We start from the raw sequence: 23236 nt of genomic DNA on the forward strand, positions 1-23236 counted from the left end.
TCAAAACTCATGGGCGTACTATCGCCTCACACCCAAACACGAACTGAGGGCTAGAACATGTTGATTCATCTGCTTACTTGCCTGGCTCTGTCGGCGTTTACCACTTACGTCGTCGCCCTCAAGTTTTTCGATCTGGCCACGGTGATGTCACCCGCCAACGAAAATGAAAATCGTGTCATGGCACGGGCCAACTAACGGCCAAGTAGCTGACACTTATCAGCACCTTGTTAAACAACTTTCACTGCATCGCGGAGCACTAGACATGACCCGAGAAGTAACCTTGCACGTCAGCTTCCCCAAGTTTGGCAATAACTACTACTCACAACATGTCATCGCCCGCAAAAAAGAAATGCTGATCAGCGACAACCGTTTTGATGGGTTTCTGATGCCAGCGGCCGCTCACCACTTCAGTAACGAGGTGATTGGCCTGACGGATCAGTTCCGTTTTCTCAACGACGTCCTGGCCGAGCATTTGCTGGAAGTTGAAAGCAGCAGGCCTGCGCAGAATATCCGGCGCAACCTGCAGAGCAACAGAGTTTAATATCGCTGCACCGACTCAAACCAATAAGGGCCTGAACGGGCCCTTATTCATTTGCCGGAGATAAAACACGGCTCATCCTCGCATCCCTCAAAAATATTGCACTGTCAGCTCAATATTTCGAATTAGTCTCGCCTGCAATTCTTCAGCACAATCGGCTCGCTGTGAATTCGACCGGATCACTGCCGCAATCAGTGCCCGGCCGGTGTGTTGCCCTTTGGCACTGTATTCCCCCCTTGTGCTGGAGCTCCGTCACTGGCGATGAGCTCCTTTTTTATGGCTGAAGAAGTCCTGTCTTGAAAACGCTGCTGAAGAGTTTCATTCCCCACTCGCTCAACACTCACCCAAAAGAATGGTCGCGCGCGGCCGTCGGCGCGTGCCTCGGCATCTTTATCAGCGCGATGATTTGTCAGCACTTTTTCGGCAGCGAAGTGGCGCTGCACCTGCTCGGCCCTGTTGGCGCATCGGCCGTCTTGTTGTTTGCGGTGTCCACAGGCGCGCTGGCTCAGCCGTGGTCGATCATCGGCAGTTACCTGATCGCGACCCTTGTCGCTCTGGCGTGCATTGATGTGTTGGGCAATACCATCATGGCGGCCAGTGTTGCGGTGTGCTCTTCGATTTTGCTGATGTGCGTCTGCCGCTGTCTGCACCCGCCCGGTGCGGCCATTGCGATCAGCATCGTGATCTCCCGGAACGAGCTTTCGCCAATGGGGTTACAGGTGCTGAACCCGGTCATGCTCAACGCGCTGTGCTTGCTGCTCACCGCTCTGGCTTACAACAACCTTACGCGGGTGCGCTATCCAAAGCCGCACTCGAAGCCGACCGTTGAAGATCAGCGCACTCTCAGCACCCAGTTGACCGAACGGGTGGCGTTCAATGCGCAGGATCTGGAGCAGGCGCTGGAGGAGATGGGGGAATTCATCGACGTCTCCCGCGAAGACCTGGAAGACATCCTGCGCAAGACCGAGGCGCATGCTTTGCGCCGCAGTCTGGGTCAGATGGGCGGTGCCCAGCGCTGAGACCAATCGCCTTTTTCTTTGACGATCTCTCGCAATAAGCCAATGGCTTGGTTCAGTGCGGGGGAGTGGTTATTTCGCGAGTAGACCAGATAGGTCGGAAAGCTGAACTCGGGCGCCAACGGCACGCGCTCGACCACCCCGCTGTCCAGATACGATTGCGACATGGTAACGCACGGGCGCAGGATGGAAGGTCTGGCATTGCGCGTGCGTGGCTTGTGCCAAGACAGCCTGACGCGACGATAGGCGTAGCTAAAAGTCGGGTTTCGCTGTCTCATGGGGACGTTGCCCAACAGCGGCGACCCACTCTCAACCCCATGCGGAAAACAATAATGAAACACGTCCTGCTCGCCGGCCTCATCCTGACTGCTGCCGCCCTGCCCCTGTCTGCCTTCGCCAATGACGACGACAGTCAGTGCCAGATGAACCTGAGCAAAATCCGCGACGCCAAAGTCGCCCGACCGAACCTGAGCGATGCCGTCAAAAGCGATGTCGACACCACCGTCCACCGCGCCGAATCCGCCCGCGCCCGCCACAACGCCGACGGCGCGCGGGAGTGCGTGTCGTTGACGCAGCAGGCGCTGCAGAAGGTTCAGAGCAATTAAGCCGAGGCCTGTAAGCCGCGATCTAGCTTAGTAAACGAACATGTCGTGAGAGCGGACCTGTCCGCGAATGCGGTGGTACCGACGACGGATATTCTGCTGGTTGGACGGCCTCTTCGCGGACAGGTCCGCTCCCACGGGTTTTGCGTCTGGCGTGTACTTTGTATGTCGAGGGAATCCAGCTTCTGCCCGCAGGGCGCAGGAGTTCAGCTTGCCGACGATGGGCCGGGGTCGCGTCCGACTGCGAAGCGGCCCTGGAACCAGACGGCTCGGGGCATCAGGCGTATTGCGTTGTCAGATCTACTGCCGCTTCGCGGCAGATCGCGAGCAAGCTGCGCTCCTACGCCCTGCGGGCAGAATCAAAAGCGATTACGGGTAGCGCCCAGAATCGACAATTGTCTGCGCCGCTGCGTATTTCTGCTTCTGCCCGAAGGGCGTGGGAGTCCGGCTTGCCGACGAAGCTGAGACCTCGATTTGTCCTGACACTGCGCGTTGTTAACTTCGCGGGCAAGTCGGAATGCCGCCACTCGCTCCAACATTGATCGGGTTCCGCCGTCCCCACATGGGCGCTCAACGCCTCACCTCATTTCAACACCAACAACCGATATTCCCCCGCTTCGCTTTCGATCCCGTGGGTGTCGTGGGTGAACCCAGGGAAGGATTTGTCGAAGCTTTCCAGCGCGCGGAGATACGCTAGCAGCGGGCCGTCGGCGGGGCCTGCGTTTTCGCCGGGCATGAGCAGCGGGATGCCGGGCGGATACGGCACGATGCCGGTGGCAACAATCCGTCCTGCGGCTTGCTCCAGCGTCACCTGCTCCACCTGATTTTTCACCAGTTTTTCGTAAGCCTCCACCGGGCTGAACTCTGCTTGCGGCAACATGCCGAAGGCCTTGGCCATGGTCGAAGTGGTCTTGTTTTTCTTCATCGCGGCGAAGATGTCTCGGGCCAAATCCTTGAGCCCCATGCCGGCATAGCGCTGTTGGTTAGCGGTCAGCAAATCCGGCAGGCACATTTCCAGCTCAAGGTTGGTGTCGTAGTCGCGCTTGAAGTCCAGCAGCGCGTTGACCAGCGTGCCCCACTTGCCCTTGGTGATGCCGATGGAGAACAGAAACAAAATCGTGAAATCGGTGGTTTTCTCGACCACGATCCCTTGTCGTCCCAAATAGGCACTGAGCACACAGGCCGGAATCCCGAAGTCGAGCAACTCGCCGTCGTCGCCCATGCCAGGGCTAAGCACCGAGACCTTGATCGGGTCGAGCATGCAGTAGCCGTCTTCGATATCGCCGAAACCATGCCACACCTCGTTCGGGTGCAGCACCCAGCAGTTGGGGTCGGTCTTGAGGGTCAGCGGATCGGCCTGATGAAACGCCACCACTTCCCCGTCCACTTGCACCGACGGCGGTTGCCAGCAGGAGAAAAACCAGTCGTCGTGGCCGAGCATTTCGCTCTTCATCCGCGAGATGACCTGGCGGAACGCGATGGCTTCTTCAATCGATTCATTCGTCAGAATCTGCCCGCTGGGCGCTTCCATCATCGCCGAACTGACGTCGCACGAAGCCATGATCGCGTAGTTGGGCGAGGTCGAGGCGTGCATCATGAACGACTCATTGAAGCGCCCGTGCGGGATCGGATTGCGCCCATTGCGCACATGAATCATCGAGGCCTGGGACAACGCCGCCAGCAGCTTGTGCGTCGATTGCGTAGCGAACACGGTCGGACGTGACTCATCGTGATCGGCGGGGTTGCCGTGCATCGCGAAACGATCCTTGTACAGCGGATTGAATCGCGCGTAGCCGTACCAGGCTTCGTCGAAATGCAGGCGATCGACGCTCTGTCCGAGCAATTCTTCAACGCGGGTGACGTTGTAGGTCAGGCCGTCATACGTTGAGTTGGTGACGATGGCGTGGATCGGCGTCGGGTCGATGCCATCCTTGACCAACGGGTTATTGGCAATCGCTGCCTTCACGGCTTCGGCGCTCAACGTCTGCGGCAGGATCGGGCCAATGATCCCGTAGCGATTTCGCGTCGGCACGAGATAAGTCGGAATCGCGCCAGACAAGGTCATCGCGTGCTCGGCGGACTTGTGGCAATTGCGGTCGCATAACGCGATCTGATCCCGGGTTACGCTGGCCATGAGGATGACGCGGTTGGAGGTCGACGAGCCATTGGTGACGTAATACGTGCGATGGGCGCCGAAGACTTTCGCCGCGTAGCGTTCGCCTTGGCCGATGGGGCCGCTGTGATCGAGCAATGAGCCCAATTCGCCGACCGAAATCGACAGGTCCGAGCGCAGCAGGTTTTCCCCGAAAAACTCGTAAAACGCCCTGCCCGCCGTGCTTTTCAGAAATGCCGTACCCCCTGCGTGGCCCGGGGTGTGCCACGAATATTCATACGAGCGCGCGAACTTCAGCAGCGCGCCAAACATCGGCGGCAACACAGCCTGACGATAGCGCTCGATGGCCGCCATGATCCGTCCGCTGAGGAAGCGGCTGGTGTCTTCGGGTAGCCAGATGAAGTCATCGGCGTGCTGCATCACTACCAGCGGAATGCTCGACGCAGTGCTGCGGTCGCTGATCAGAAACACCGGCACCCGTGTGTTGCGCTCGCGCAAATTGGTCAGCAGTTTGATGCACTCCTCGTGCCCCTCGCTTTTGTCCATTTCCCAGCTCAGCAGCACGCATTGGATAGCAGGATCGGAATGCAGAATCGAAGTCGCGTCGCTCAGGCTTTCCGAAACCAGGACGCTGATAGAGCGCTCTTCGACGTCGTTGATCAGTTGGTTCAAGGCACGGCCAAACACGGTGCGTTTGTCCGGTGGGCTGCTGATCAACAGCGCCAGCATGCCGAGCAGGTGTCTGTTTTCCGTCATGGTCGAATCTCCAGAGTGGCCGAATTCAAACTGTTCACCGGGATGGCTGAACCCTCGATGTGCTGCGCGCTGACGGTTTGCACCGGCACGCTGTTGTTGAGCGCTTCAAGGCGTATCAAGCGGTTGTTGACGAAGCCGAACAGCGTGTAGCCGAAGATGGTCGCCACGCCGCCAAGCATCAGCGCTTGCTCGCCGGAGCTGTAAAGCGCCAGGTAACTGTAGGCCGCTGCGATCCAGGCGATGATGTTGGTGACCAACGCTTTGCGAGCCGGCACGTTGGAGACTTTCTGCATGGTCATCAACGCCGCCATCGACAGGATGTAAGGCACTAGATTCGTCACCACCGCCAGGTTCACCAAGGTGTCGAACTGCTTGCTGAGGTCGGGGCTGATGGTCAGAAACCCGAGCGCGGTCTGCCCTGCCAGCAAAATCAGCATGCCGACAATAGGGGTGCCGGCCTTGTTGGCCTTGGCGAAGATCGGCAGAAAGTACCCCGTGTCCGCCGAGCTTTTGAACACTTGGGCGATGGTGAACTGCCAACCCAGCAATGAGCCGATGCAGGCCAGCACCATCAGGCCCATGACGATGCTGCCGACCATGGGGTTGAACATCTTGGCGAACACCAGACCAAACGGCGCGGTGGACGCGACCAGCTCGGGGTTGCTGACAATGCCGGCGATGACGTTGGTGGAGACGATGTAAATCACCGCTGCCCCCAAGGTGCCGCCGAGGACTGCGATGGGCACGTTCTTCTCAGGGTTTTCCACGGCATCGGTGTTGGCGCACGCTGACTCAAGGCCCAGGAACGCCCACAGCGTAATCGCGACCGAAGCGCCAGCCGCTTCGAATATCCCTTTGCCGTGAGGATTCCAGCCAGCGGCATAAATGCTGCTGTCGAACCAGAACCAGCCGATGGTCGAGACCAGCAATACCGGGGCGATAACACCCCAAACAGTGATCGCGCCAATCTTGCCGGTGATACTGGCGCCACCAAAGTTGGCAAAAGTGGTCAGCCACAATAAGGCGATGGTCGCCAAGCCCACTTGCATGGAGTTCAGCTGCACATCGAACAGCACCTGGATATAACCGACCGCCGTGATACTGATCGCTACGTTGGCAATCAACAGCGACACGCCGTAGGTGTAGTTAGTGATGTAGTTGCCCCCTTTGCCGAAGGTGTATTCGGCATAACCGCCCATGCCGCCGGTCTTTCGGCTGAGCATTCCGCAGCGTGCAAAGGCGTATGCCAGAGCCAGCGAGCCGGTGGCGGTGATAATCCAGGAAAGTATCGAAATAGCGCCGACTTCGGCGAGTTTGGAAGGCAATAACACGATCCCTGAGCCCAACATGTTGACGGCGGTCAACATCGTCAGTTGCCCCACACTCATTTTCTTTGCCACTGACATTGCGTAGCCCCGTTGAATGACGTGAGAGAGAGTTAGCTATAGCAAAGGATGCAGATGTAGCAAGAAATGACCGGCAGACTAATTGCTAGCCTACAGCCATCTTTTTGAGGAATTAAACTTGAAGTTAGACGGCGCTGGCACACTCGATTACCGGCTGCAGTCGCAGTCTAAAAGTGCAGAAACATGACTGATCGAAGATAGGCTTATCGGGGAGACGCGCACTGATCTACATCAGAAAAGATGCAGATAAGCGGGATTTTTCAGTGGGCGTGATTCTGTAGGAGCGCGCTTGCCCGCGATAGCGTTCTGTCCGTCGACAACGATGTGACAGGCAAATCGAAATCGCGGGCAAACGCGCTCCTATAGCCGAGATTTAAACCAGCAAGGTCCACAAGGCGAAACCTGCGTACCAGACAATCGCCGCGCGGATCAGCAATTCCCAGAGCACATCCAGACTGCTGACGCCTTCTACGCCCATCGCAGGCGCAGGCACTTCACCCGCCACACAGCCGACTTTGGTGATCAGGCTGGCTGCGCTGATGTTCCAGTTCAGCAGCTCATGCAGCATCACCCGGCTGACCGCAACGAAGTTGCCCACCAGCGCGAAACTGGCGGCCAGCAGACGCACCGGAATCCAGTCGAACGCATGACGCAGTTGCGCCGCTCGCTCCACCAGTGCGGGCGTCTTGCCGTGTTCGGCGGCCAGTGCCAGTAGCCGATAGCTGAGCGCAGCCACTGGCCCCAACAGGAAGTACCAGAAAATCACCGCAAAGAAGCCCTGATAGATCTGCCACAGCAGATAGCTATGTACTCCCTGCAAAAGTTGCTCGCTGTTGTCTGCTTCAACCCCCAGATCACGCTCGGCCACCAACACTGCAGCTTCTTGGTCGCCTCGACGGCAGGCATCCCGAAACGGACCCAGATCGCCTTTCACATCACCTCGGCCCAGGCTGTAAATCAACACCAGCAAATGAATCGGCAACGCCAGCCAGCCGTAGGCCACCGAGCCCAGAACCACCAGAATCAGCGCCAATACCAGCACCGGCAGCAGCACCATGAGCGCCAATATGGTCCACGGCTGTTTGGCAGTGCGAGGGTTGGATTCAAGCCGACCCAGCTGGCGCAACCAAGGGCCGTCGCGCTGAACACGTTGGCGCAGGGCGGAAAACTTTTCGATCCAGACCGCCAGGAGCAACACCAGAAAACTCATTCACTTTTCCTCATTTTCAAATCTTCAAAGCCGTACGAAACCGCGTCCAGTCAAAGCATGGACCCGGATCGGTCTTACGTCCCGGCGCAATGTCGCTGTGCCCACAAATCCGTTGCGATGTGATTGCCGGATACGCGCTCTGCAACTGCTCGGTCAGCTGGATCAGGGCAGTGTATTGGGCATCGGTGAAAGGCTGATCATCCGTGCCTTCGAGCTCAATGCCGATGGAAAAATCGTTGCACGTCTCGTGCCCTTCAAAACTGGACACTCCGGCATGCCAGGCGCGGTCGAGACAGGAGACGAATTGCGTCAGCTCGCCATCGCGCTCTATCAGGAAATGCGCAGACACGCGTAATTCAGCAATGCTTTCAAAGTAGGGATGTTCGGTGACGTCCAGCGTGTTCTGAAAGAACGCCTGAACCTTGCCGGTCTTGAATTGGGCGGGCGGCAGGCTGATGTTATGAATCACCAGCAGCGAGATGTCGGCGTCAGGCCGCGTGTTGAAATTGGGCGAAGGGCAATGATGCGCGCCGTGGCACCAGCCCGTGGCGGAGTCCAATCGCATGAAGGTTCCTTGAACGGGTCAATCGACAGCGGCCAGTATGCCCGCGATGGGAGAGGTTGTGGGGAGGGAATCGAAACAAGGCCAGATACGCAAATGGTATCGGGCGCGGTACTCGGCAAGTTGGAGCGAGGCTTGCCCGCGAAGCTGACGTCCGGGTTTGCCTGACACCCCGCATCCTCAGCTTCGCGGGCAAGCCTCGCTCCAACAGCTGTTGAACACGCCCCGTTAGGTGCTCTTGAGCTTGCGCAAATTCCCCAGCACCGAATCCAGCGCGCGGTCGAACAACAGCGCATCGTCCAGGACGCGGATAGCGCCGCGACGAAACTCGACCGCCAGCCCCATGCGCGTCTTTTCCAGCACCTTCATGCCGGTGCGATTGACGAACACGTAACGACCACTCGGCTCGACAATGGCGGCCAGCTTGCAACGCAGCTTGTGCTCTTCGTCTTCCTGGATTTCGATCCAGCAACCCAGGCGCAGCGTGTCGACCTGCAACAGGCCCGGATCATCGGAAGGCAGCTGCAACGCAGGCTCGCTGAGCATTTGCTCGCCGGGCGCGATCAGAACAATTTCTTCAACCACTGCCATCATCGGCAAGCCATCTGCCGCCTCTGCTGTCATGGCTTCAGCGTTCTCGTCCGAAGCCCGCGTCACATGGTGGAACGCCTGCACATGCAGTGCCTCGAGCTGACTAAAGAAGTCGCTCGTAGCGAAAGGATCAAATGCCGCGCTGCTCAGCCCGTCGCGCAGAGACTTCAACAGCCCCGGCACCAGATTCAGCAATCGCTGACGTGCCTCGGGCTCATCGTGCGGTTCGACGCTCCAGATCAAATCATCCATCGCCACCAAACCGGCCTGCCACTCAACCGATTCGTAGCCGTGCTTGAGACACGTCAGCAACAGCACTTTGCTCCACGCTTCTTGCAAAAGGCGCACGACCACTTCGGGCAGGGTTTTGCCCAGCAAGCGCTCATTCAATGCCTGTTGCACCCGCTGCCTGGCCATCTCAGCCAGCGCGCGGCCTTCTTCGGCATCACGGGTGCGCTGTTCGAGTAATTCGCTGCGGCGTCGCTCGTCACCGGTGAAGGCGAGGAAATCCACCAGCAGTTCGGTGAAGATTTGCGGGTCATCGACAAAATCATGCAGCAGCCGCTGAACGATCTGATCGATGCGCGAGTAGAGAGAGTCGCGCTGGCTGTCGTCACGCCCGCTCCAACCCAACGCTGCCGAGGCAATTTCATTAAGCAAGCGACGCGCAGGATGACTGCCGCGGCTGAAGAAGCTCTTGTCGATGACCGCGATTTTCAGCATCGGGATTTGCAGACGACCAATCAACGCGCGTAGCGAACTCGGCAAATTTCGATCATCGAGAATGAATTCGAAGAGCATCGCGATCAGGTTGATCACATCTTCGTCCACCACGCCCACGACACGGAATTTGCCGCTCTTGACGCTGACCCGGCTGATCAACTGCTCCAGTTGCACGCGCAGATCGAAGTCGTCGGTGGTATCAGACGTTGGGACGTATTGCTGCAAATGAGACAGCAATCGCAGCAGGTCAGGGCTGGAAATCGGGCGGGCTTCGCCATGGGTGTCTTTGCGCGTCGTGAGATTGCCACGCACATGAACCAGTAAGTCCTGAAGCGCACCAAATACTTCCTGCACGCTTTTATCGAGGCTGGCAGTCGCCTGCGTCAGCTCTGCGGTCTCAGCACGCTGGGCCTCACTGGAACGCGCGGTCGGAGTCGAACGATCGGTCGCACGACGCGACGGTAAAACCTTCAGCTCAGGCAACACACCCGCAGCAATCAGCAGTTGGTTCGCCTCTTCGTACAACTGGTCGGCGTTGGTGAGCGCGTATTTTTCAAACAGCTTGAGGATGATCAGCTTGACCTTGATCTCGACCCCAAGGTTTTGACCGGCCTGGAGAAAGCACTCGCACAGGCGCAAAGGCCCTAATGGATTGGACTCGTCGGTCAGTGGCTGAGGGATCAGCTCATTCAGGCGAGTCGTCACCTGACTCAAGGCGACGCCATCGCGGCTTAATACCTTGGTGACCATGGCGTCCACGGCGACGGTTCTTTCCAGATCGTCGTTGTGGACCAAGGCGAGTTTGTCGAAGGACACAGGCTCCGCCAGGATCGACTCAGTAACTTGATACTGACCAAGGCGTAAAAAGGATTCGAAGAATTTATCGAGGAAGTTGCGCTCAATGCTTTTGCGCTTCAGACGCAGATCACGCATGGCTTCGAAAAAAATGTTCTGCTCGACGTTGTTGTGTGCACGGTCAGCCATTTCGAACAGCGTGTCGTCAGCATTATCGAACAGGGTTTGCAGGCTCTCTTTGAGCTGCTGGGCGGCCTTGTCACGTACTTGCAGCAGAACGACCGGCAGCCGAGCAACTGGCGATGGCCCCGTTTGCTCGGGACCCGCCTTGTTCAAGGGCACCACTTTACCGTCGTTCTGCATTAAGGCCTCCTGTCTGCTACTGCACACACAACAAATACGAACACTGCGCATCGACGCATGGCGGCGCCATTCGCTGAGCGATCTCGAGGTCCATGGGATGAATCGGGCGAAACGTCAAAGCTATGACGTCAAAAAACAAGGGGAGTATCTTTGAAAATCTTTCCGCTCGCCATCGCAGACTTTGCCCCACGTAGAATATAGAAGGGCTAAAGCTACATGTGGTGCGATAGACCGCGAAAATCGCGTTCTATCGCACCAGCGGTGAAAAAACCGACCAACTGTCGTCAAACCTCTCAGATGACAAGTCCGGTCAAGGTGAGTTGCTGCAGATGACTGCCTTATACTCGCGGCACTTAGTAAGTGGAGTCCGATATGCCCAATCTTCGTCTCGCCGCGCTCACAGCAGAAATCGAAGCCAACGTACGCCGCGCGTTGCTGGAGGACGTAGGCACTGGCGACATCACCGCTCAGCTGATACCCGCCGAGCGCCTTGCCGCTGCCACCGTGATTTCCCGGGATGACGCAGTGATCGCTGGCACCTCGTGGGTCGACAGCGTTTTTCGGCAACTGGATCAGCGCGTCGCCGTGCACTGGCAGGTCAGCGACGGTGACCGCGTCAAACCGGACCAACCGTTGTTTCATTTAGAAGGTCCCGCCCGCTCGCTGCTGACAGGCGAACGCAGCGCTCTGAATTTTCTGCAGCTGCTGTCAGGCGTCGCCACCCGCGCCCGGCACTACGCCGACATCGTCGCCGACACCCAAGTCAAACTGCTCGACACCCGCAAAACCCTGCCCGGCCTGCGCCTGGCGCAAAAGTATGCCGTCACCTGCGGCGGCTGCCACAACCACCGCATCGGTTTGCACGACGCCTTCCTGATCAAGGAAAACCACATCGCAGCCTGCGGAGGCATCGCCGAAGCCATCGCCGCCGCACACAAAATCGCCCCAGGTAAACCGGTTGAAGTCGAAGTTGAAAGCTTGAGTGAGTTGAAGCAAGCACTGGACGCCGGCGCCGACATCATCATGCTCGACGAACTGAGCCTGGACGACATGCGCGAAGCCGTTCGCATCACAGCAGGCAAAGCCAAGCTCGAAGCCAGCGGCGGGATCAACGAAACGACCCTGCGCACGATTGCCGAGACGGGTGTGGATTACATTTCGATTGGCACGTTGACCAAGGACGTGAAGGCGGTGGATTTGTCGATGCGGTTGAGGATCTGACGAAATCGCGGCCCCTGTAGGAGCGAACTTGTTCGCGAAGCAAGCACCAAATGTGGGAGGAGCTTGCTCGCGATTTGATATTCAGAACTCAAAGGTCTTGTGAATGCGCCGGCCCCATCGCGAGCAAGCTCCCTCCCACTGTTATCGCTTGGTCGACACGGTTATCGCCTGTTGGATCTGCGGCACAGTTGATGTTTGCGAGTGAACCTGCCCGCGAAGAAGAAACAAATTTTTTGTGGGAGCGGACCCGTCCGCGAAGGGGCCAGCAAGCCAGGCGAGAATTTTCTCTGTAGTTTTAGGTTGGGCGTCGCCGCAATCCTGAAACACCGCATTGACTGCCTCGCCAACAAGTTGGCTCCTAAAGAGCGGCGCGTCAACATTCGGCGTTCACAACAGAAACGAAAAAGCCCGGTCTTGTGGACCGGGCTTTTTGTGTTCTGGTGCCGAAAATAGGAATCGAACCTACGACCTTCGCGTTACGAGTGCGCTGCTCTACCGACTGAGCTATTTCGGCGTGCCCTTAGATTAGCCAAAAATCCAAGCCGCAAAATAATAAGACGGTCATTTTTTCTCAGGCCGGCAAGCATGGCATGGCCGTTGCACTAGCCCATGCGTAGCCAATTTTTTGTACGTCTCGTAAAGGAAGTAGATATGAAGTCATTACAGAAAGGTTTCACCCTGATCGAACTGATGATCGTGGTAGCGATCATTGGCATCCTTGCTGCAATCGCTATTCCTGCATATAGCACTTATCAGGCGAAATCAAAACTTACAGCAGGCTTGGCCGAAATTACTGGTGCTAAGACGTCTGCCGAAGTGAAGACTAATGATGGCACTGCCATTACGGCACCGGCTGACATCGGGCTTGTAGATGGTAATTCAACAAACTGTACTTATACTGCGACAATTACTGCCGGCGCTGGCTCCATAGCTTGCGCTATGAAGAACGCACCGCCTCAGGTTGCTGCTGCGACAATAACCTGGACTCGGACGGCTGATGGAGTTTGGAAATGCGCTACTACAGGAGCAGCTGAGGCTGATGTTGCGCCGAAATCTTGCCCTCAGTAGTAACCGGCTTTTTAAAGTTGCTCGCCTCATAAGGGCCGGCGACAAGCAAATGCAACCTGCTCAGCGCAAGATATAATTAAAATGCCCCAGATAACTGGGGCATTTTTTTGATCCGTGCCTACTAGCCAGCGCCCTGATGTCTGGTTGGTACCACGACCATTTCCCGCAAAACCTGACAAAAAACGTCACTTCATTCGCATGCATTTGGCAGCATCGCCTGACTGCGCTATAAACCCCGTACTGTCTGTGTCTGGTGGCTTTAATGACTGATGTCGTCCTCACCGGTTTGGCCAAACAATTGGTTGTAGCCGAATTGCTAAACGAAAAAACGGCTCAACAGGCCTACCAACAATCGCGTCGGGACAAGGTGTCGCTCGTCAATTATTTGGTGCAGAACAAGCTGGTAAACAGCCTTGTGCTGGCAGAGCTGGCGTCTGATCAATTCGGCATTCCTTTTCTTGATCTCAGCACTCTGGACAAAGAAAGCCAGCCCAAGGGACTGGTCAGCGAAAAGCTGGTCCGCCAGCACTCAGCGCTCCCATTGTGGCGCCGAGGCAACAAGCTGTTTGTAGCGGTGTCCGACCCGACCAATCATCAGGCCATCACGGACATCCAATTCAGTACGGGCCTGACGACGGAAGCGATTCTGGTTGAGGACAACAAACTCACCGTTGCTATCGACAAATTCTTCGACTCTCACAGCGGCCTAGGCGAAATGGCCGACGTTGATCTGGGTCTGGAAATTGAAACGGTCGATGACAAGGAAACGTCCATCACCACCCAGGACGCAGATGACGCGCCTGTCGTGCGTTTCGTCAATAAAATGTTGATGGACGCCATCCGCCTTGGCTCTTCTGACCTGCACTTCGAACCCTACGAAAAGACATTCCGGGTTCGTCTTCGTACCGATGGCATCCTCCATGAAGTGGCCAAACCGCCAACCCATCTTGCAGCGCGGATTGCCGCACGCCTGAAGGTGATGGCGAGCCTGGATATTTCCGAGCGACGCCGTCCGCAGGATGGACGCATCAAGCTGCGCATTTCCAAAAACCGCGCTATCGACTTTCGGGTGAACACCCTGCCGACCCTATGGGGCGAAAAGATCGTCATGCGGATTCTGGACCCGTCCAGCGCGCAGATGGGGATCGACGCGTTGGGCTATGAGCCCGAGCAAAAGGAACTGTACCTGGAAGCATTGCGCCAACCGCAGGGCATGATTCTTGTCACAGGTCCCACCGGTTCAGGTAAAACCGTTTCGCTCTATACCGGACTCAACATTCTCAACACCGTTGATATCAATATTTCCACAGCCGAAGACCCAGTGGAAATTAACCTGGAAGGCATCAACCAGGTGAACGTGAACCCTCGCCAAGGCATGGACTTTTCGCAGGCGCTGCGAGCGTTCCTTCGGCAGGATCCGGACGTAATCATGGTCGGTGAGATTCGTGATCTTGAAACGGCAGAGATTGCCATCAAGGCATCACAAACCGGCCATATGGTGCTATCGACTCTGCACACCAACAGTGCAGCAGAGACGCTGACGCGCCTTCATCACATGGGCGTAGCAGCCTTCAATATCGCGACGGCAATCAATTTGATCATTGCTCAGCGTTTGGCGCGCAAGCTATGCCCTCACTGCCGCAAGGAAGTTGACATTCCAAGAGAAGCTTTGATCAAGGAAGGCTTTCCGGAGGCAAAGATCGGGACTTTCAAACTTTACTCGCCGGTGGGCTGCGAGCACTGCAACGGCGGCTACAAAGGACGTGTCGGGATTTATGAAGTAGTGAAAACCACCCCGGCACTGGAGCGCATCATCATGGAGGAGGGAAACTCCATCGAGATCGCGGCTCAGATGCGTAAAGACGGCTTCAACGACCTGCGCACGTCGGGTCTGATCAAGGCCATGCAGGGCGTGACCAGCCTGGAAGAAATCAACCGGGTAACCAAGGATTAGGTATGGCGACTAAAGCAGCTAAAGCTCCGAAGGTGCCTAAACCCAGTGTTTACACATGGGAAGGGCTGGATCGCAAAGGCACCAAGACGACGGGCGAATTAGCTGGGCACAATCCGGCACTCATCAAGGCCCAACTGCGCAAGCAAGGGATCAATCCGCTTAAAGTACGTAAAAAGTCTATTTCGATTTTTAGCGGCGGCAAAAAAATCAAACCCTTGGACATCGCTTTCTTCTCGCGGCAAATGGCGACGATGATGAAAGCCGGCGTACCACTTTTGCAGTCCTTCGACATCATCGGCGAAGGTTCTGGCAATCCGAACATGCGCAAGCTGGTTGATGAAATCAAGCAAGAAGTGGCAGCAGGCAACAGTTTCGCAACCGCGCTTCGTAAAAAGCCGCAATATTTTGATGAGTTGTTTTGCAATCTCGTCGACGCTGGTGAGCAGGCGGGCGCTCTGGAGTCCCTGCTGGATCGCGTAGCAACCTACAAAGAAAAAACCGAATCACTAAAAGCCAAGATTAAAAAAGCGATGACTTACCCCATCGCCGTTGTAGTCGTGGCATTCATTGTCACGGGGATTTTGCTTATCAAAGTAGTGCCGCAGTTCCAATCTTTGTTCGCTGGCTTTGGTGCCGACTTGCCCGCGTTTACCGTATGGGTGATCGGACTATCGCAGACCGTCCAAGATTATTGGTACATCATGATTGCAGCAGTTTTCCTAGCCATCTTCGCCTTCAAAAGGGCTCATAAGACCTCTGAAAAATTCCGAAACGGGGTAGATCGGGCGCTTTTGAAAGTCCCGATCATAGGACCACTTCTCTATAAGTCCGCCGTGGCTCGATACGCCCGGACTCTCGCCACAACGTTTGCTGCTGGTGTACCCCTAGTAGAAGCTCTGGACTCGGTCGCAGGAGCAACAGGCAACATCATCTTCAAAAATGCCGTCAACAAAGTTAAGCAGGACGTGTCCACGGGCATGCAGCTGAATTTCTCGATGCGCAGCACGGGAGTTTTTCCCATGCTTGCCATCCAGATGACAGCCATTGGCGAGGAGTCTGGCGCCCTCGATTCTATGCTCGACAAAGTAGCTAGTTACTACGAGGAAGAGGTGGACAATATGGTCGATAGCCTAACTAGCCTCATGGAGCCGATGATCATGGCCGTACTCGGCGTTATCGTCGGCGGCTTAGTTATCGCTATGTACCTACCCATCTTTAAACTTGGCAGTGTCGTCTAACCCATGCCCCTCTTCGATTTCCTGGCCAGCTCCCCGCTGGCCTTCATTGTGTGCACGCTTGTCTTGGGCCTGTTGGTCGGCAGTTTCCTCAACGTGGTGGTTTACCGCCTGCCGATCATGCTGATCCGCGACTGGAAAACCCAGTCCCGCGAGATGCTTGAATTACCCCCTGAACCACCGACCGAAACCTTCAACCTGCTGCTCCCGCACTCCCGTTGCCCGCATTGCTCGCACAAAATCCGTCCGTGGGAAAACCTGCCGGTCATCAGTTATCTGGCGCTCGGTGGTAAGTGCTCAAGCTGCAAGGCAGCGATCAGCAAACGTTATCCGCTGGTGGAGCTGACCTGCGGGCTGCTGTCGGCGTTCATCGCGTGGCATTTCGGGTTCGGTTGGCAGGCCGGGGCGATGTTGGTGTTGAGTTGGGGTTTGCTGGCGATGAGTTTGATCGACGCCGACCATCAACTTTTGCCGGACGCGATTGTGCTGCCGTTGCTGTGGCTGGGTTTGATCGTCAACGCGTTCGGGCTTTTCACCTCGCTGACCGACGCACTGTGGGGCGCGGTGTTCGGGTATCTGGTGCTGTGGCTGGTGTTTTGGCTGTTCAAGTTGATCACGGGCAAGGAAGGCATGGGCTATGGCGATTTCAAATTGCTGGCGATGCTCGGCGCATGGGGTGGCTGGCAAATTTTGCCGCTGACGATTTTGCTGTCGTCGCTGGTCGGTGCCGTTTTGGGCCTGATCATGCTGCGCTTGCGCAACGTCGAGACCAGCACGCCGATCCCCTTTGGTCCTTATCTGGCGATTGCGGGGTGGATCGCTTTGCTCTGGGGTGATCAAATAACCGCCTCTTACTTGCAGATCGCCGGTTTCAGATGACCCACGCTGTTTCTCAACCCTGGATTCTTGGCCTGACGGGCGGGATTGGCAGTGGCAAAAGTGCTGCTGCGCAGGTCTTCGTCGACCTGGGCATTCATCTGGTGGACGCCGATCAGGCGGCCCGCTGGGTGGTTGAGCCGGGCCGCCCTGCCCTTGCGCGGATCGCCGAGCACTTTGGCGCTGGCGTGTTGCTCACCGACGGAAACCTCAATCGCACGGCTTTGCGTGAGCTGATCTTCAAGGATCCTGCGCAACGGGTCTGGCTCGAAGGGCTGCTGCATCCCCTAATCCGCGAGGAAATCACTGCGTATCTGGCCAATGCTCAGTCGCCCTACGCGATTCTGGTTTCGCCGCTGTTGCTGGAAACTACCCAGCACACGATGGTGAAACGGGTGCTGGTGATCGATGTGCCTGAGGCGATTCAAATTCAGCGCACCGTAGCCCGGGACAACAGCAACGCCGAGCAAGTGCAGGCGATCCTCAAGGCCCAGGCCACGCGGGAATACCGTTTGAGCCGCGCCGATGACGTGATCGTCAACGACCGCGATCCGGCCTGGCTGAAAAGCGAAGTCGAGCGACTGCATCACTTTTATTTAACTTTGTGTGGAGGCCAATCATGAGCCAACCAATGACCGTCGATTGCCCAACCTGTGGAGCGCCGGTGGAGTGGAAGCCCGAGAGCACCTTCCGGCCGTTCTGTTCCGATCGCTGCAAATTGATCGATCTAGGCGCTTGGGCGTCAGAAGAACATGCGATTCCGGTAGCGCCGGATGCAGAAGACGAACTGTTCTCCGGTGACCTCGACCCTCGCCAGCATTGACCGTTTGCGGCGCCTGACTGAGCAGATGTCAGGCGCCGCCATCGTCCTTCCACGGCGCCGACAGGTAGCGCGTGCGGTTGAAGGTCTCCAGCCACTCCGGGCAAAACACCACCAGCGCCGTGATTACCATGCCGTTGATGAACGCTTCGGGGAAGATGATCAGCCACAGATAGCCGACAAAATCCTCCAGCCATTCCGGCATCGCAAACAGCCCCTCGAACCACAGCAACCCGATGGCTGACAGCAGACACATCAAGGCAGCCAAAGCCGCTGCAAAGAATCCTGAGCAGAAGATGTAAACAAACGGGTTTTTCGGCTGCGCGCGCTCGACGACGATTGAGCAGGCTTCGGTGATCAGCACCGGCAGCGCAATAAACAACAGGCCGTTGACGCCTAAAGCTGCAACGTCCTGACGCCCCAACGCGAGCAAACCCAACTGCGCGATACAACCTCCGACAAGCGCCAGCGGCCAGTCGAGCAACAGCGTGACGGCGGTCATGCCGATGAAGTGATACGAGACGCCAGTGTCGAAATCACGCCGCACCAACCACAGCAGAAACAGCGCAAACACGGTTCCGAACAACAGGTGCTGGCGTCGGCTGTCAGTGAACAACTCAACCCAGGGCGAGCGCCACACCGCCCAGCACAGCGCCGGGACATAGAGCAGCCAGGCGAGGGTCATGGTGAGTGGGGTGAGGACGTCGGCGCCGATCATGGTGTTGGTTTTGTTGGGTTCGGGTGTAAAGAGTTTAGACCCAGAAACGGTTCTGGATTCGTGACGCGGTCAATGTGGGAGCGGACCTGTCCGCGAATGCGATGGGTCAGGCGAAAAAGATGCGTTGGATGTCATGACGCCTTCGCGGACAGGTCCGCTCCCACGAATTTGATCGCTCCCCCGCTCTGCGTGGGACTGCCGGCCCGGACGCTCCGCGTCCTATGACGTGGAGCGTCAAAACAGGCGTGCCCACGCGGAAGCGTGGGCACGATCAGCATCAAGCCTGTTCCAAAAGAGGTATCAACCCACCTTCCGCTGCGGCGCGCCGTGGACCATGGTGTAGGCGTAATCGACGCCGATGCCGTAAGCGCCGCTGTGTTCGCGGACCAGTTCCATCACCGCTTCGTAGGTCTCTTTGTGAGCCCAGTCACGCTGGAATTCGAGCAGCACTTGTTGCCAGGTCACCGGCACTGCGCCGGCCTGAATCATGCGCAGCACTGACATGTCGTGAGCTTCTTTGGTGGTGCCACCCGAGGCGTCAGTGACGATGTAAACTTCATACCCTTCAGCCAGTGCATCCAGCGTCGGGAAGTTCAGGCAGACCTCAGTCCACAGCGCGGCGATGATCAGCTTTTTGCGACCAGTCGCCTTGACCGCTTCGACCAGGGCCTTGTCTTCCCACGAGTTCATCGAAGTGCGCTCGATCGGCTGATGATCCGGAAACACGCAGAGCAGTTCCGGCCAGATAAACCCGCTGAAGCTCTTGGTTTCGACCGAGGTAAGGATGGTCGGCACGTTGAAAATCTTCGCCGCTTTGGCCAGACCGACCGTGTTGTTCTTCAGGGTCTGGCGATCGATCGACTGCACGCCGAAGGCCATTTGCGGCTGGTGGTCGATGAGGATCAGGGCGGAGTTGGTTGGGTTGAGCAGTTCACGGATAGACATGGGATGTTCCTTTAAGTGATGAGACCGTAATGAGGTAGCCGCTTCAACTCGATAAGCTGTTTGCTTGCTGGCTTGGGAGTAAATTTACGGCCTAGCGGATATCGAAACAATTCCTTAAACTTGAGACTCATTGTTTCTAAATTAGGGACGCAGATGGATCGCATTGATTGCATGCGTACGTTCGTGACGACTGTGAACGAAAACGGATTTGCCGCCGCCGCCCGCGCACTCGACGTGCCACGCTCGAAAGTCAGCAAACAGATACAGGCGCTGGAAGAAACCATCGGCGTGCAATTGCTGCAGCGCACCACGCGCAGCCTGCATCTGACGGAAGCGGGCGCCGAATACTACGAAGCCTGTCGTGACGTGATTGCTTCAGTGGACGAAGCCGAGCAGCGTGCGCGTACCGGGTTGGGCGAAATCAGAGGCGTGCTGCGGGTCAATGCGCCGATGTCCTTCGGATTGAGCCGCCTTGGTCCGTTGATCCCGAAGTTTCACGCGTTGCACCCGGACGTCGAGCTGCAACTGGTGTTCAGCGATCAGCAGGTGGACCCGGTCAAGGGCGGATTCGACGTAACGATCCGCATCGCCAGCCTGCCGGACTCATCCATGGTCGCGCGGTCCCTGGCGCCTGCGCCGAGGATCATGGTGGCATCGCCGGAATACCTGGCGCGCGAAGGTACGCCGCAGATGCCCAAGGACCTGTCGTCGCACAAATGCCTGAGTTACGGCTACCTGCAAAGCGGGGTCAGCCTGCAACTGTGCAACGGCAAAGAGACACAGCGCGTGCACGTCACCGGGCCTTTGCACGCCAACAACGGCGACATTCTGTGTCAGGCGGCGGAGGCAGGAATGGGCATTGCGCTGCTCCCGGACTTCATCATCGAAAAAGCCTTGGCGGCCGGGCGTTTGGTGCCGTTGTTGTGCGAGTGGAAAGCGCCGGCGATCACCATCAATGCGGTGTATCCGTCGGCCCGACGCGTGCCGTTGAAGACACGGGCGTTCATTGATTTTCTGGTGATGGAATTGGCGGTGGATTCACCGGCCTGACGATGGCGAGCAATGGATTCTGTAGGAGCGAATTCATTCGCGAAGGGCGTTTCGGGCCCAAAGAGATGGGTCCGACCTGCTGGCCTCTCGCGAATAAATTCGCTCCTACAGAGTTACCGTGAAGACCGCTATTGAACCGCAGCGCTTGGCCGTTCCCCCGCCAACCCCTGCGCCAGACTCGCCAGCACCATCTCCCCCATACGCGTGCGGGTCTGCACTGTGGCACTGGCGCGGTGCGGTTGCAGGATCACGGTTTCCAGGTCGAACAGCTCGGTCGGCACGTTCGGCTCATCGACGAACACATCCAGCCCGGCGCCAGCAATCAAGCCGGTCTTGAGCGCCGCCACCAGATCCGACTCGTTAACCAGACTGCCGCGAGCGACGTTGATCAAGTAACCCTCCGTCCCCAATGCCGCCAACACTTGAGCATTGATGATCCCCTTGGCCTTGTCGGCCGCCGCCGCAACGATCAGCGCATCGCTATTGCGCGCCAGTTCCACCAGATCAGCAACGAACGAATAAGGCACATCGTCCATAGCGCGCAGGTCGGTGTAACTGATCGGGCAACCAAACGCCGCAGCACGAGTGGCGACGGCGCCCCCTACCCGGCCCAGCCCGACAATACCAATCCGCATCCCGCTGAACTGCCGCGCCAACGGAATCGGCGCCAGCGGCGTCGAGCTCTTCGGCCACGCGCCGCTGCGCACGTAACGGTCGCCAGTGCCCAAGCCGCGAGCTGCCGAGATCAATAGACCGATGGCCAGATCCGCTACGTCTTCGGTCAATGCGCCAATGGTCGCCGTCACATGAATGCCACGGTCACGGGCATAGGCCAGATCGACCGCGTCAGTGCCCACGCCATTGACCGCGATCACTTCCACCGCCGGTAATTGCTCCATGACTTCACGGGTAATGCCGGTGTGCCCGCCAGTCACCACGCCACGAATATTGGCGCCGTGCTCACGCAGGTAAGCGGCTTTGTCTGCCTGCTGGAAGTACGGGCGCACGGTGTACAGCTCGTTCAGCCGTGCGTTGATCTCAGGAATCAGGATGGGGCTCAGTTGCAGGATTTCAGGTTTCATCGCGATCTCGCTTATTCAGAAGTGAGGCAATCAGCCACGGCCCACGAACGGCATGTTGGTCGCCATGACGGTCATGTTCAGCACGTTGGCCGACAGCGGCAGATTGGCGATGTAACGCACGGCATCGGCGATGTGTTTCACATCGATCATCGGTTCCACGGCAGTCTCGCCATTGGCCTGGCGCACGCCTTTGGTCATGCGCACCGACAGCTCGGTCAGCGCGTTGCCGATGTCGATCTGGCTACAGGCGATGTTGAACTCGCGGCCATCCAGCGCGATGGCTTTGGTGATGCCGGAAACCGCGTGCTTGCTGGCGGTGTATGGCGCGGTGAATGGGCGCGGGGTGTGCGCGGAGATCGAGCCGTTGTTGATGATGCGACCGCCTTGGGGCGACTGTTTGCGCATCAGACCGAACGCGCCACGGCTGCACAGAAACACGCCGGTGACGTTGGTTTCGATCACGCTCAGCCACTTCTCGACCGGCAACTCGTCCATCGGCACTGCGGGCGCGTTGACGCCAGCGTTGTTGAACACCACATCGACGCGGCCGTAGACCTCTTCAATCGTTGCGAACAACGCCTCGACACTGGCCGGATCGCGCACATCGGTGGACACCGGCAGGACTTCGCCCCCTTGCTCTTTCGCCAATGCCGCCAGCTCTTGCAGCGGCTCGATGCGTCGACCCGTCGCGACGACTTTGTAGCCGTCAGCCAACAAGCCAAGGGCGACCGCACGACCAATGCCGCTGCCGGCACCGGTGACCAAAGCGACTTTCAGGAGGGAATTGTCAGTCATTGTTATGTCTCCGTTTCATGGATATCGAGGGTGCCGGGCCTCAGCTTGCGCGACGGCTGCCGACACGTACTTCAAACTGACCAATGCCGGCGATGCCAGCAGTGATCACGTCGCCTGACTGCAGCGAATCAACGCCCGGCGGCGTGCCGGTCATGATCAAGTCGCCTGCGGTCAGGCGGATGGAGCGTGAAAGGCGGCTGACGATTTCGGCCACCGACCAGATCTGGCTTTCAAGGTCCGAACGCTGACGTTCCACGCCGTTGACGCTCAACCACAGCGCGCCCTGTGACGGGTGCCCCAATTGGCTGGCCGGTTGAATCGGGCTGATCGGCGCAGAGCCATCAAACGCCTTGGCCGCCTCCCAAGGTTGGCCAACGGCCTTGGCGGCCATCTGCAAGTCACGTCGAGTCAGGTCCAGTCCGGCGGCGTAACCCCAAACGTGATCAAGCGCGTCTTCTTCTGAAATCTCGAAACCGTCTTTGCCAATGGCTACCACCAGCTCGATTTCGTGGCAAAACTGTTCAGTCAGCGGCGGGAAATCCAGTTCACCGCTGGCATCGATGACCGAGGACGCGGGCTTCATGAAGAACGCCGGCATCTCTCGCGCCTCATTCAATGAGTCGCCCCAGTGATAATTGCGGCCCAGACAGAACACACGGCCCACCGGAAACCGTTCGTCACTGTTGCTGACTGGCAGGCTGCGCACGAGGCTCGGCTCGAACACGTAATTGATCATGGTGGCTCCTTGAAAAAGGTGAATCCTTGGCGACCAGCCTACGGGATCGTCAGCGGCCAAA

At 57.6% G+C, this 23236-nt stretch carries 22 protein-coding genes, 1 tRNA gene and 1 pseudogene; 12 read left to right on the forward strand and 12 right to left on the reverse strand.

Features of this window, described 5'->3' with window-relative positions; translation table 11 throughout:
* The first annotated feature begins 57 nt into the window (after positions 1-57).
* From ACWKWM_RS18015 to ACWKWM_RS18025, 3 genes are all read left to right on the forward strand, one after another.
* Complete coding sequence (locus ACWKWM_RS18015; protein ID WP_483847444.1) at positions 58-195, forward strand: hypothetical protein; 138 nt, start codon at positions 58-60, stop codon at positions 193-195.
* 67 nt (positions 196-262) lie between these two features.
* The gene (locus tag ACWKWM_RS18020; protein WP_483847445.1) at positions 263-541 is read left to right on the forward strand and encodes a hypothetical protein; all 279 of its coding nucleotides are present in this window, start codon (positions 263-265) and stop codon (positions 539-541) included.
* A 293-nt stretch (positions 542-834) separates the two neighbouring features.
* A complete protein-coding gene (locus ACWKWM_RS18025; protein WP_483847446.1) occupies positions 835-1557 on the forward strand; it encodes an HPP family protein in 723 nt (240 codons plus the stop codon).
* Here ACWKWM_RS18025 and ACWKWM_RS18030 read toward each other — a convergent pair.
* A pseudogene (locus ACWKWM_RS18030) lies at positions 1533-1715 on the reverse strand (LysR family transcriptional regulator); the annotation flags it as partial. The gene ACWKWM_RS18025 and the pseudogene ACWKWM_RS18030 overlap by 25 nt on opposite strands.
* Before the next feature lie 171 nt (positions 1716-1886).
* Here ACWKWM_RS18030 and ACWKWM_RS18035 point away from each other — a divergent pair.
* Positions 1887-2159, forward strand: a complete 273-nt coding sequence (locus ACWKWM_RS18035) for a hypothetical protein (RefSeq protein ID WP_483847447.1) — start codon at positions 1887-1889, stop codon at positions 2157-2159.
* A 580-nt stretch (positions 2160-2739) separates the two neighbouring features.
* On the opposite strand, the gene ACWKWM_RS18040 is transcribed toward ACWKWM_RS18035, so the two are convergent.
* The 5 genes from ACWKWM_RS18040 to ACWKWM_RS18060 form a co-directional block, all read right to left on the reverse strand.
* Positions 2740-5025 carry an Orn/Lys/Arg family decarboxylase gene (locus ACWKWM_RS18040; RefSeq protein ID WP_483847448.1) on the reverse strand — a complete coding sequence of 762 codons (2286 nt, stop codon included), beginning with the start codon at positions 5023-5025 and terminating at the stop codon, positions 2740-2742.
* Positions 5022-6431 carry a putrescine-ornithine antiporter gene (gene potE / locus ACWKWM_RS18045; protein ID WP_483847449.1) on the reverse strand — a complete coding sequence of 470 codons (1410 nt, stop codon included), beginning with the start codon at positions 6429-6431 and terminating at the stop codon, positions 5022-5024. Before potE ends, ACWKWM_RS18040 begins: the two co-directional genes overlap by 4 nt.
* A gap of 373 nt (positions 6432-6804) precedes the next feature.
* Positions 6805-7641 carry a regulatory signaling modulator protein AmpE gene (ampE, locus tag ACWKWM_RS18050; protein WP_483847450.1) on the reverse strand — a complete coding sequence of 279 codons (837 nt, stop codon included), beginning with the start codon at positions 7639-7641 and terminating at the stop codon, positions 6805-6807.
* 16 nt (positions 7642-7657) lie between these two features.
* Positions 7658-8206 carry a 1,6-anhydro-N-acetylmuramyl-L-alanine amidase AmpD gene (gene ampD / locus ACWKWM_RS18055; RefSeq protein WP_483847451.1) on the reverse strand — a complete coding sequence of 183 codons (549 nt, stop codon included), beginning with the start codon at positions 8204-8206 and terminating at the stop codon, positions 7658-7660.
* Between the two features lie 225 nt (positions 8207-8431).
* Positions 8432-10675, reverse strand: coding sequence for a DUF1631 domain-containing protein (locus ACWKWM_RS18060; protein WP_483847452.1), 2244 nt, complete (start codon positions 10673-10675; stop codon positions 8432-8434).
* A gap of 372 nt (positions 10676-11047) precedes the next feature.
* On the opposite strand from ACWKWM_RS18060, the gene nadC reads away from it, so the two are divergent.
* Positions 11048-11896, forward strand: coding sequence for a carboxylating nicotinate-nucleotide diphosphorylase (gene nadC / locus ACWKWM_RS18065; RefSeq protein WP_483847453.1), 849 nt, complete (start codon positions 11048-11050; stop codon positions 11894-11896).
* 438 nt (positions 11897-12334) lie between these two features.
* On the opposite strand, the gene ACWKWM_RS18070 is transcribed toward nadC, so the two are convergent.
* Positions 12335-12410: transfer RNA gene (locus tag ACWKWM_RS18070), tRNA-Thr, on the reverse strand.
* Positions 12411-12547: 137 nt separating this feature from the next.
* Here ACWKWM_RS18070 and ACWKWM_RS18075 point away from each other — a divergent pair.
* The 6 genes from ACWKWM_RS18075 to yacG all read left to right on the forward strand — a co-directional run bounded on the left by ACWKWM_RS18075 (position 12548) and on the right by yacG (position 17852).
* Complete coding sequence (locus tag ACWKWM_RS18075; RefSeq protein ID WP_483847454.1) at positions 12548-12964, forward strand: pilin; 417 nt, start codon at positions 12548-12550, stop codon at positions 12962-12964.
* 262 nt (positions 12965-13226) lie between these two features.
* A complete protein-coding gene (gene pilB, locus ACWKWM_RS18080) occupies positions 13227-14918 on the forward strand; it encodes a type IV-A pilus assembly ATPase PilB (RefSeq protein ID WP_483847455.1) in 1692 nt (563 codons plus the stop codon).
* A 2-nt stretch (positions 14919-14920) separates the two neighbouring features.
* The gene (locus ACWKWM_RS18085) at positions 14921-16156 is read left to right on the forward strand and encodes a type II secretion system F family protein (protein WP_483847456.1); all 1236 of its coding nucleotides are present in this window, start codon (positions 14921-14923) and stop codon (positions 16154-16156) included.
* 3 nt (positions 16157-16159) lie between these two features.
* Positions 16160-17032, forward strand: coding sequence for a prepilin peptidase (locus ACWKWM_RS18090; protein ID WP_483847457.1), 873 nt, complete (start codon positions 16160-16162; stop codon positions 17030-17032).
* A complete protein-coding gene (gene coaE, locus ACWKWM_RS18095; RefSeq protein ID WP_483847458.1) occupies positions 17029-17652 on the forward strand; it encodes a dephospho-CoA kinase in 624 nt (207 codons plus the stop codon). The genes ACWKWM_RS18090 and coaE overlap by 4 nt, the downstream gene beginning before the upstream one ends.
* Entirely contained in the window at positions 17649-17852 is a 204-nt protein-coding gene (gene yacG, locus ACWKWM_RS18100; protein WP_483838033.1) for a DNA gyrase inhibitor YacG, read from the forward strand. The genes coaE and yacG overlap by 4 nt, the downstream gene beginning before the upstream one ends.
* Positions 17853-17880: 28 nt before the next feature.
* Here yacG and ACWKWM_RS18105 read toward each other — a convergent pair whose 3' ends face one another.
* Positions 17881-18567 (reverse strand): energy-coupling factor ABC transporter permease, encoded by a 687-nt coding sequence (locus ACWKWM_RS18105; protein WP_483847459.1) that lies wholly within the window; start codon positions 18565-18567, stop codon positions 17881-17883.
* Positions 18568-18867: 300 nt separating this feature from the next.
* Positions 18868-19512: a hydrolase gene (locus ACWKWM_RS18110; protein ID WP_483847460.1), complete on the reverse strand. Its 645-nt coding sequence runs from the start codon at positions 19510-19512 to the stop codon at positions 18868-18870.
* A gap of 153 nt (positions 19513-19665) precedes the next feature.
* Here ACWKWM_RS18110 and ACWKWM_RS18115 point away from each other — a divergent pair, with 153 nt between their 5' ends.
* Positions 19666-20562: a LysR family transcriptional regulator gene (locus tag ACWKWM_RS18115; RefSeq protein ID WP_483847461.1), complete on the forward strand. Its 897-nt coding sequence runs from the start codon at positions 19666-19668 to the stop codon at positions 20560-20562.
* Between the two features lie 128 nt (positions 20563-20690).
* Here ACWKWM_RS18115 and ACWKWM_RS18120 read toward each other — a convergent pair whose 3' ends face one another.
* Genes ACWKWM_RS18120 through ACWKWM_RS18130 form a run of 3 tightly spaced genes read right to left on the reverse strand, consistent with a single transcriptional unit; the run spans position 20691 to position 23175 of the window.
* Positions 20691-21644: a 2-hydroxyacid dehydrogenase gene (locus ACWKWM_RS18120; RefSeq protein ID WP_483847462.1), complete on the reverse strand. Its 954-nt coding sequence runs from the start codon at positions 21642-21644 to the stop codon at positions 20691-20693.
* A gap of 30 nt (positions 21645-21674) precedes the next feature.
* On the reverse strand, positions 21675-22439 hold the full coding sequence (locus tag ACWKWM_RS18125) for an SDR family oxidoreductase (RefSeq protein WP_483838037.1): 765 nt from the start codon (positions 22437-22439) through the stop codon (positions 21675-21677).
* Positions 22440-22479: 40 nt separating this feature from the next.
* Positions 22480-23175 carry a fumarylacetoacetate hydrolase family protein gene (locus tag ACWKWM_RS18130; RefSeq protein WP_483847463.1) on the reverse strand — a complete coding sequence of 232 codons (696 nt, stop codon included), beginning with the start codon at positions 23173-23175 and terminating at the stop codon, positions 22480-22482.
* Positions 23176-23236: the final 61 nt, after the last annotated feature.

Source organism: Pseudomonas rosaeacicularis, assembly GCF_057128745.1.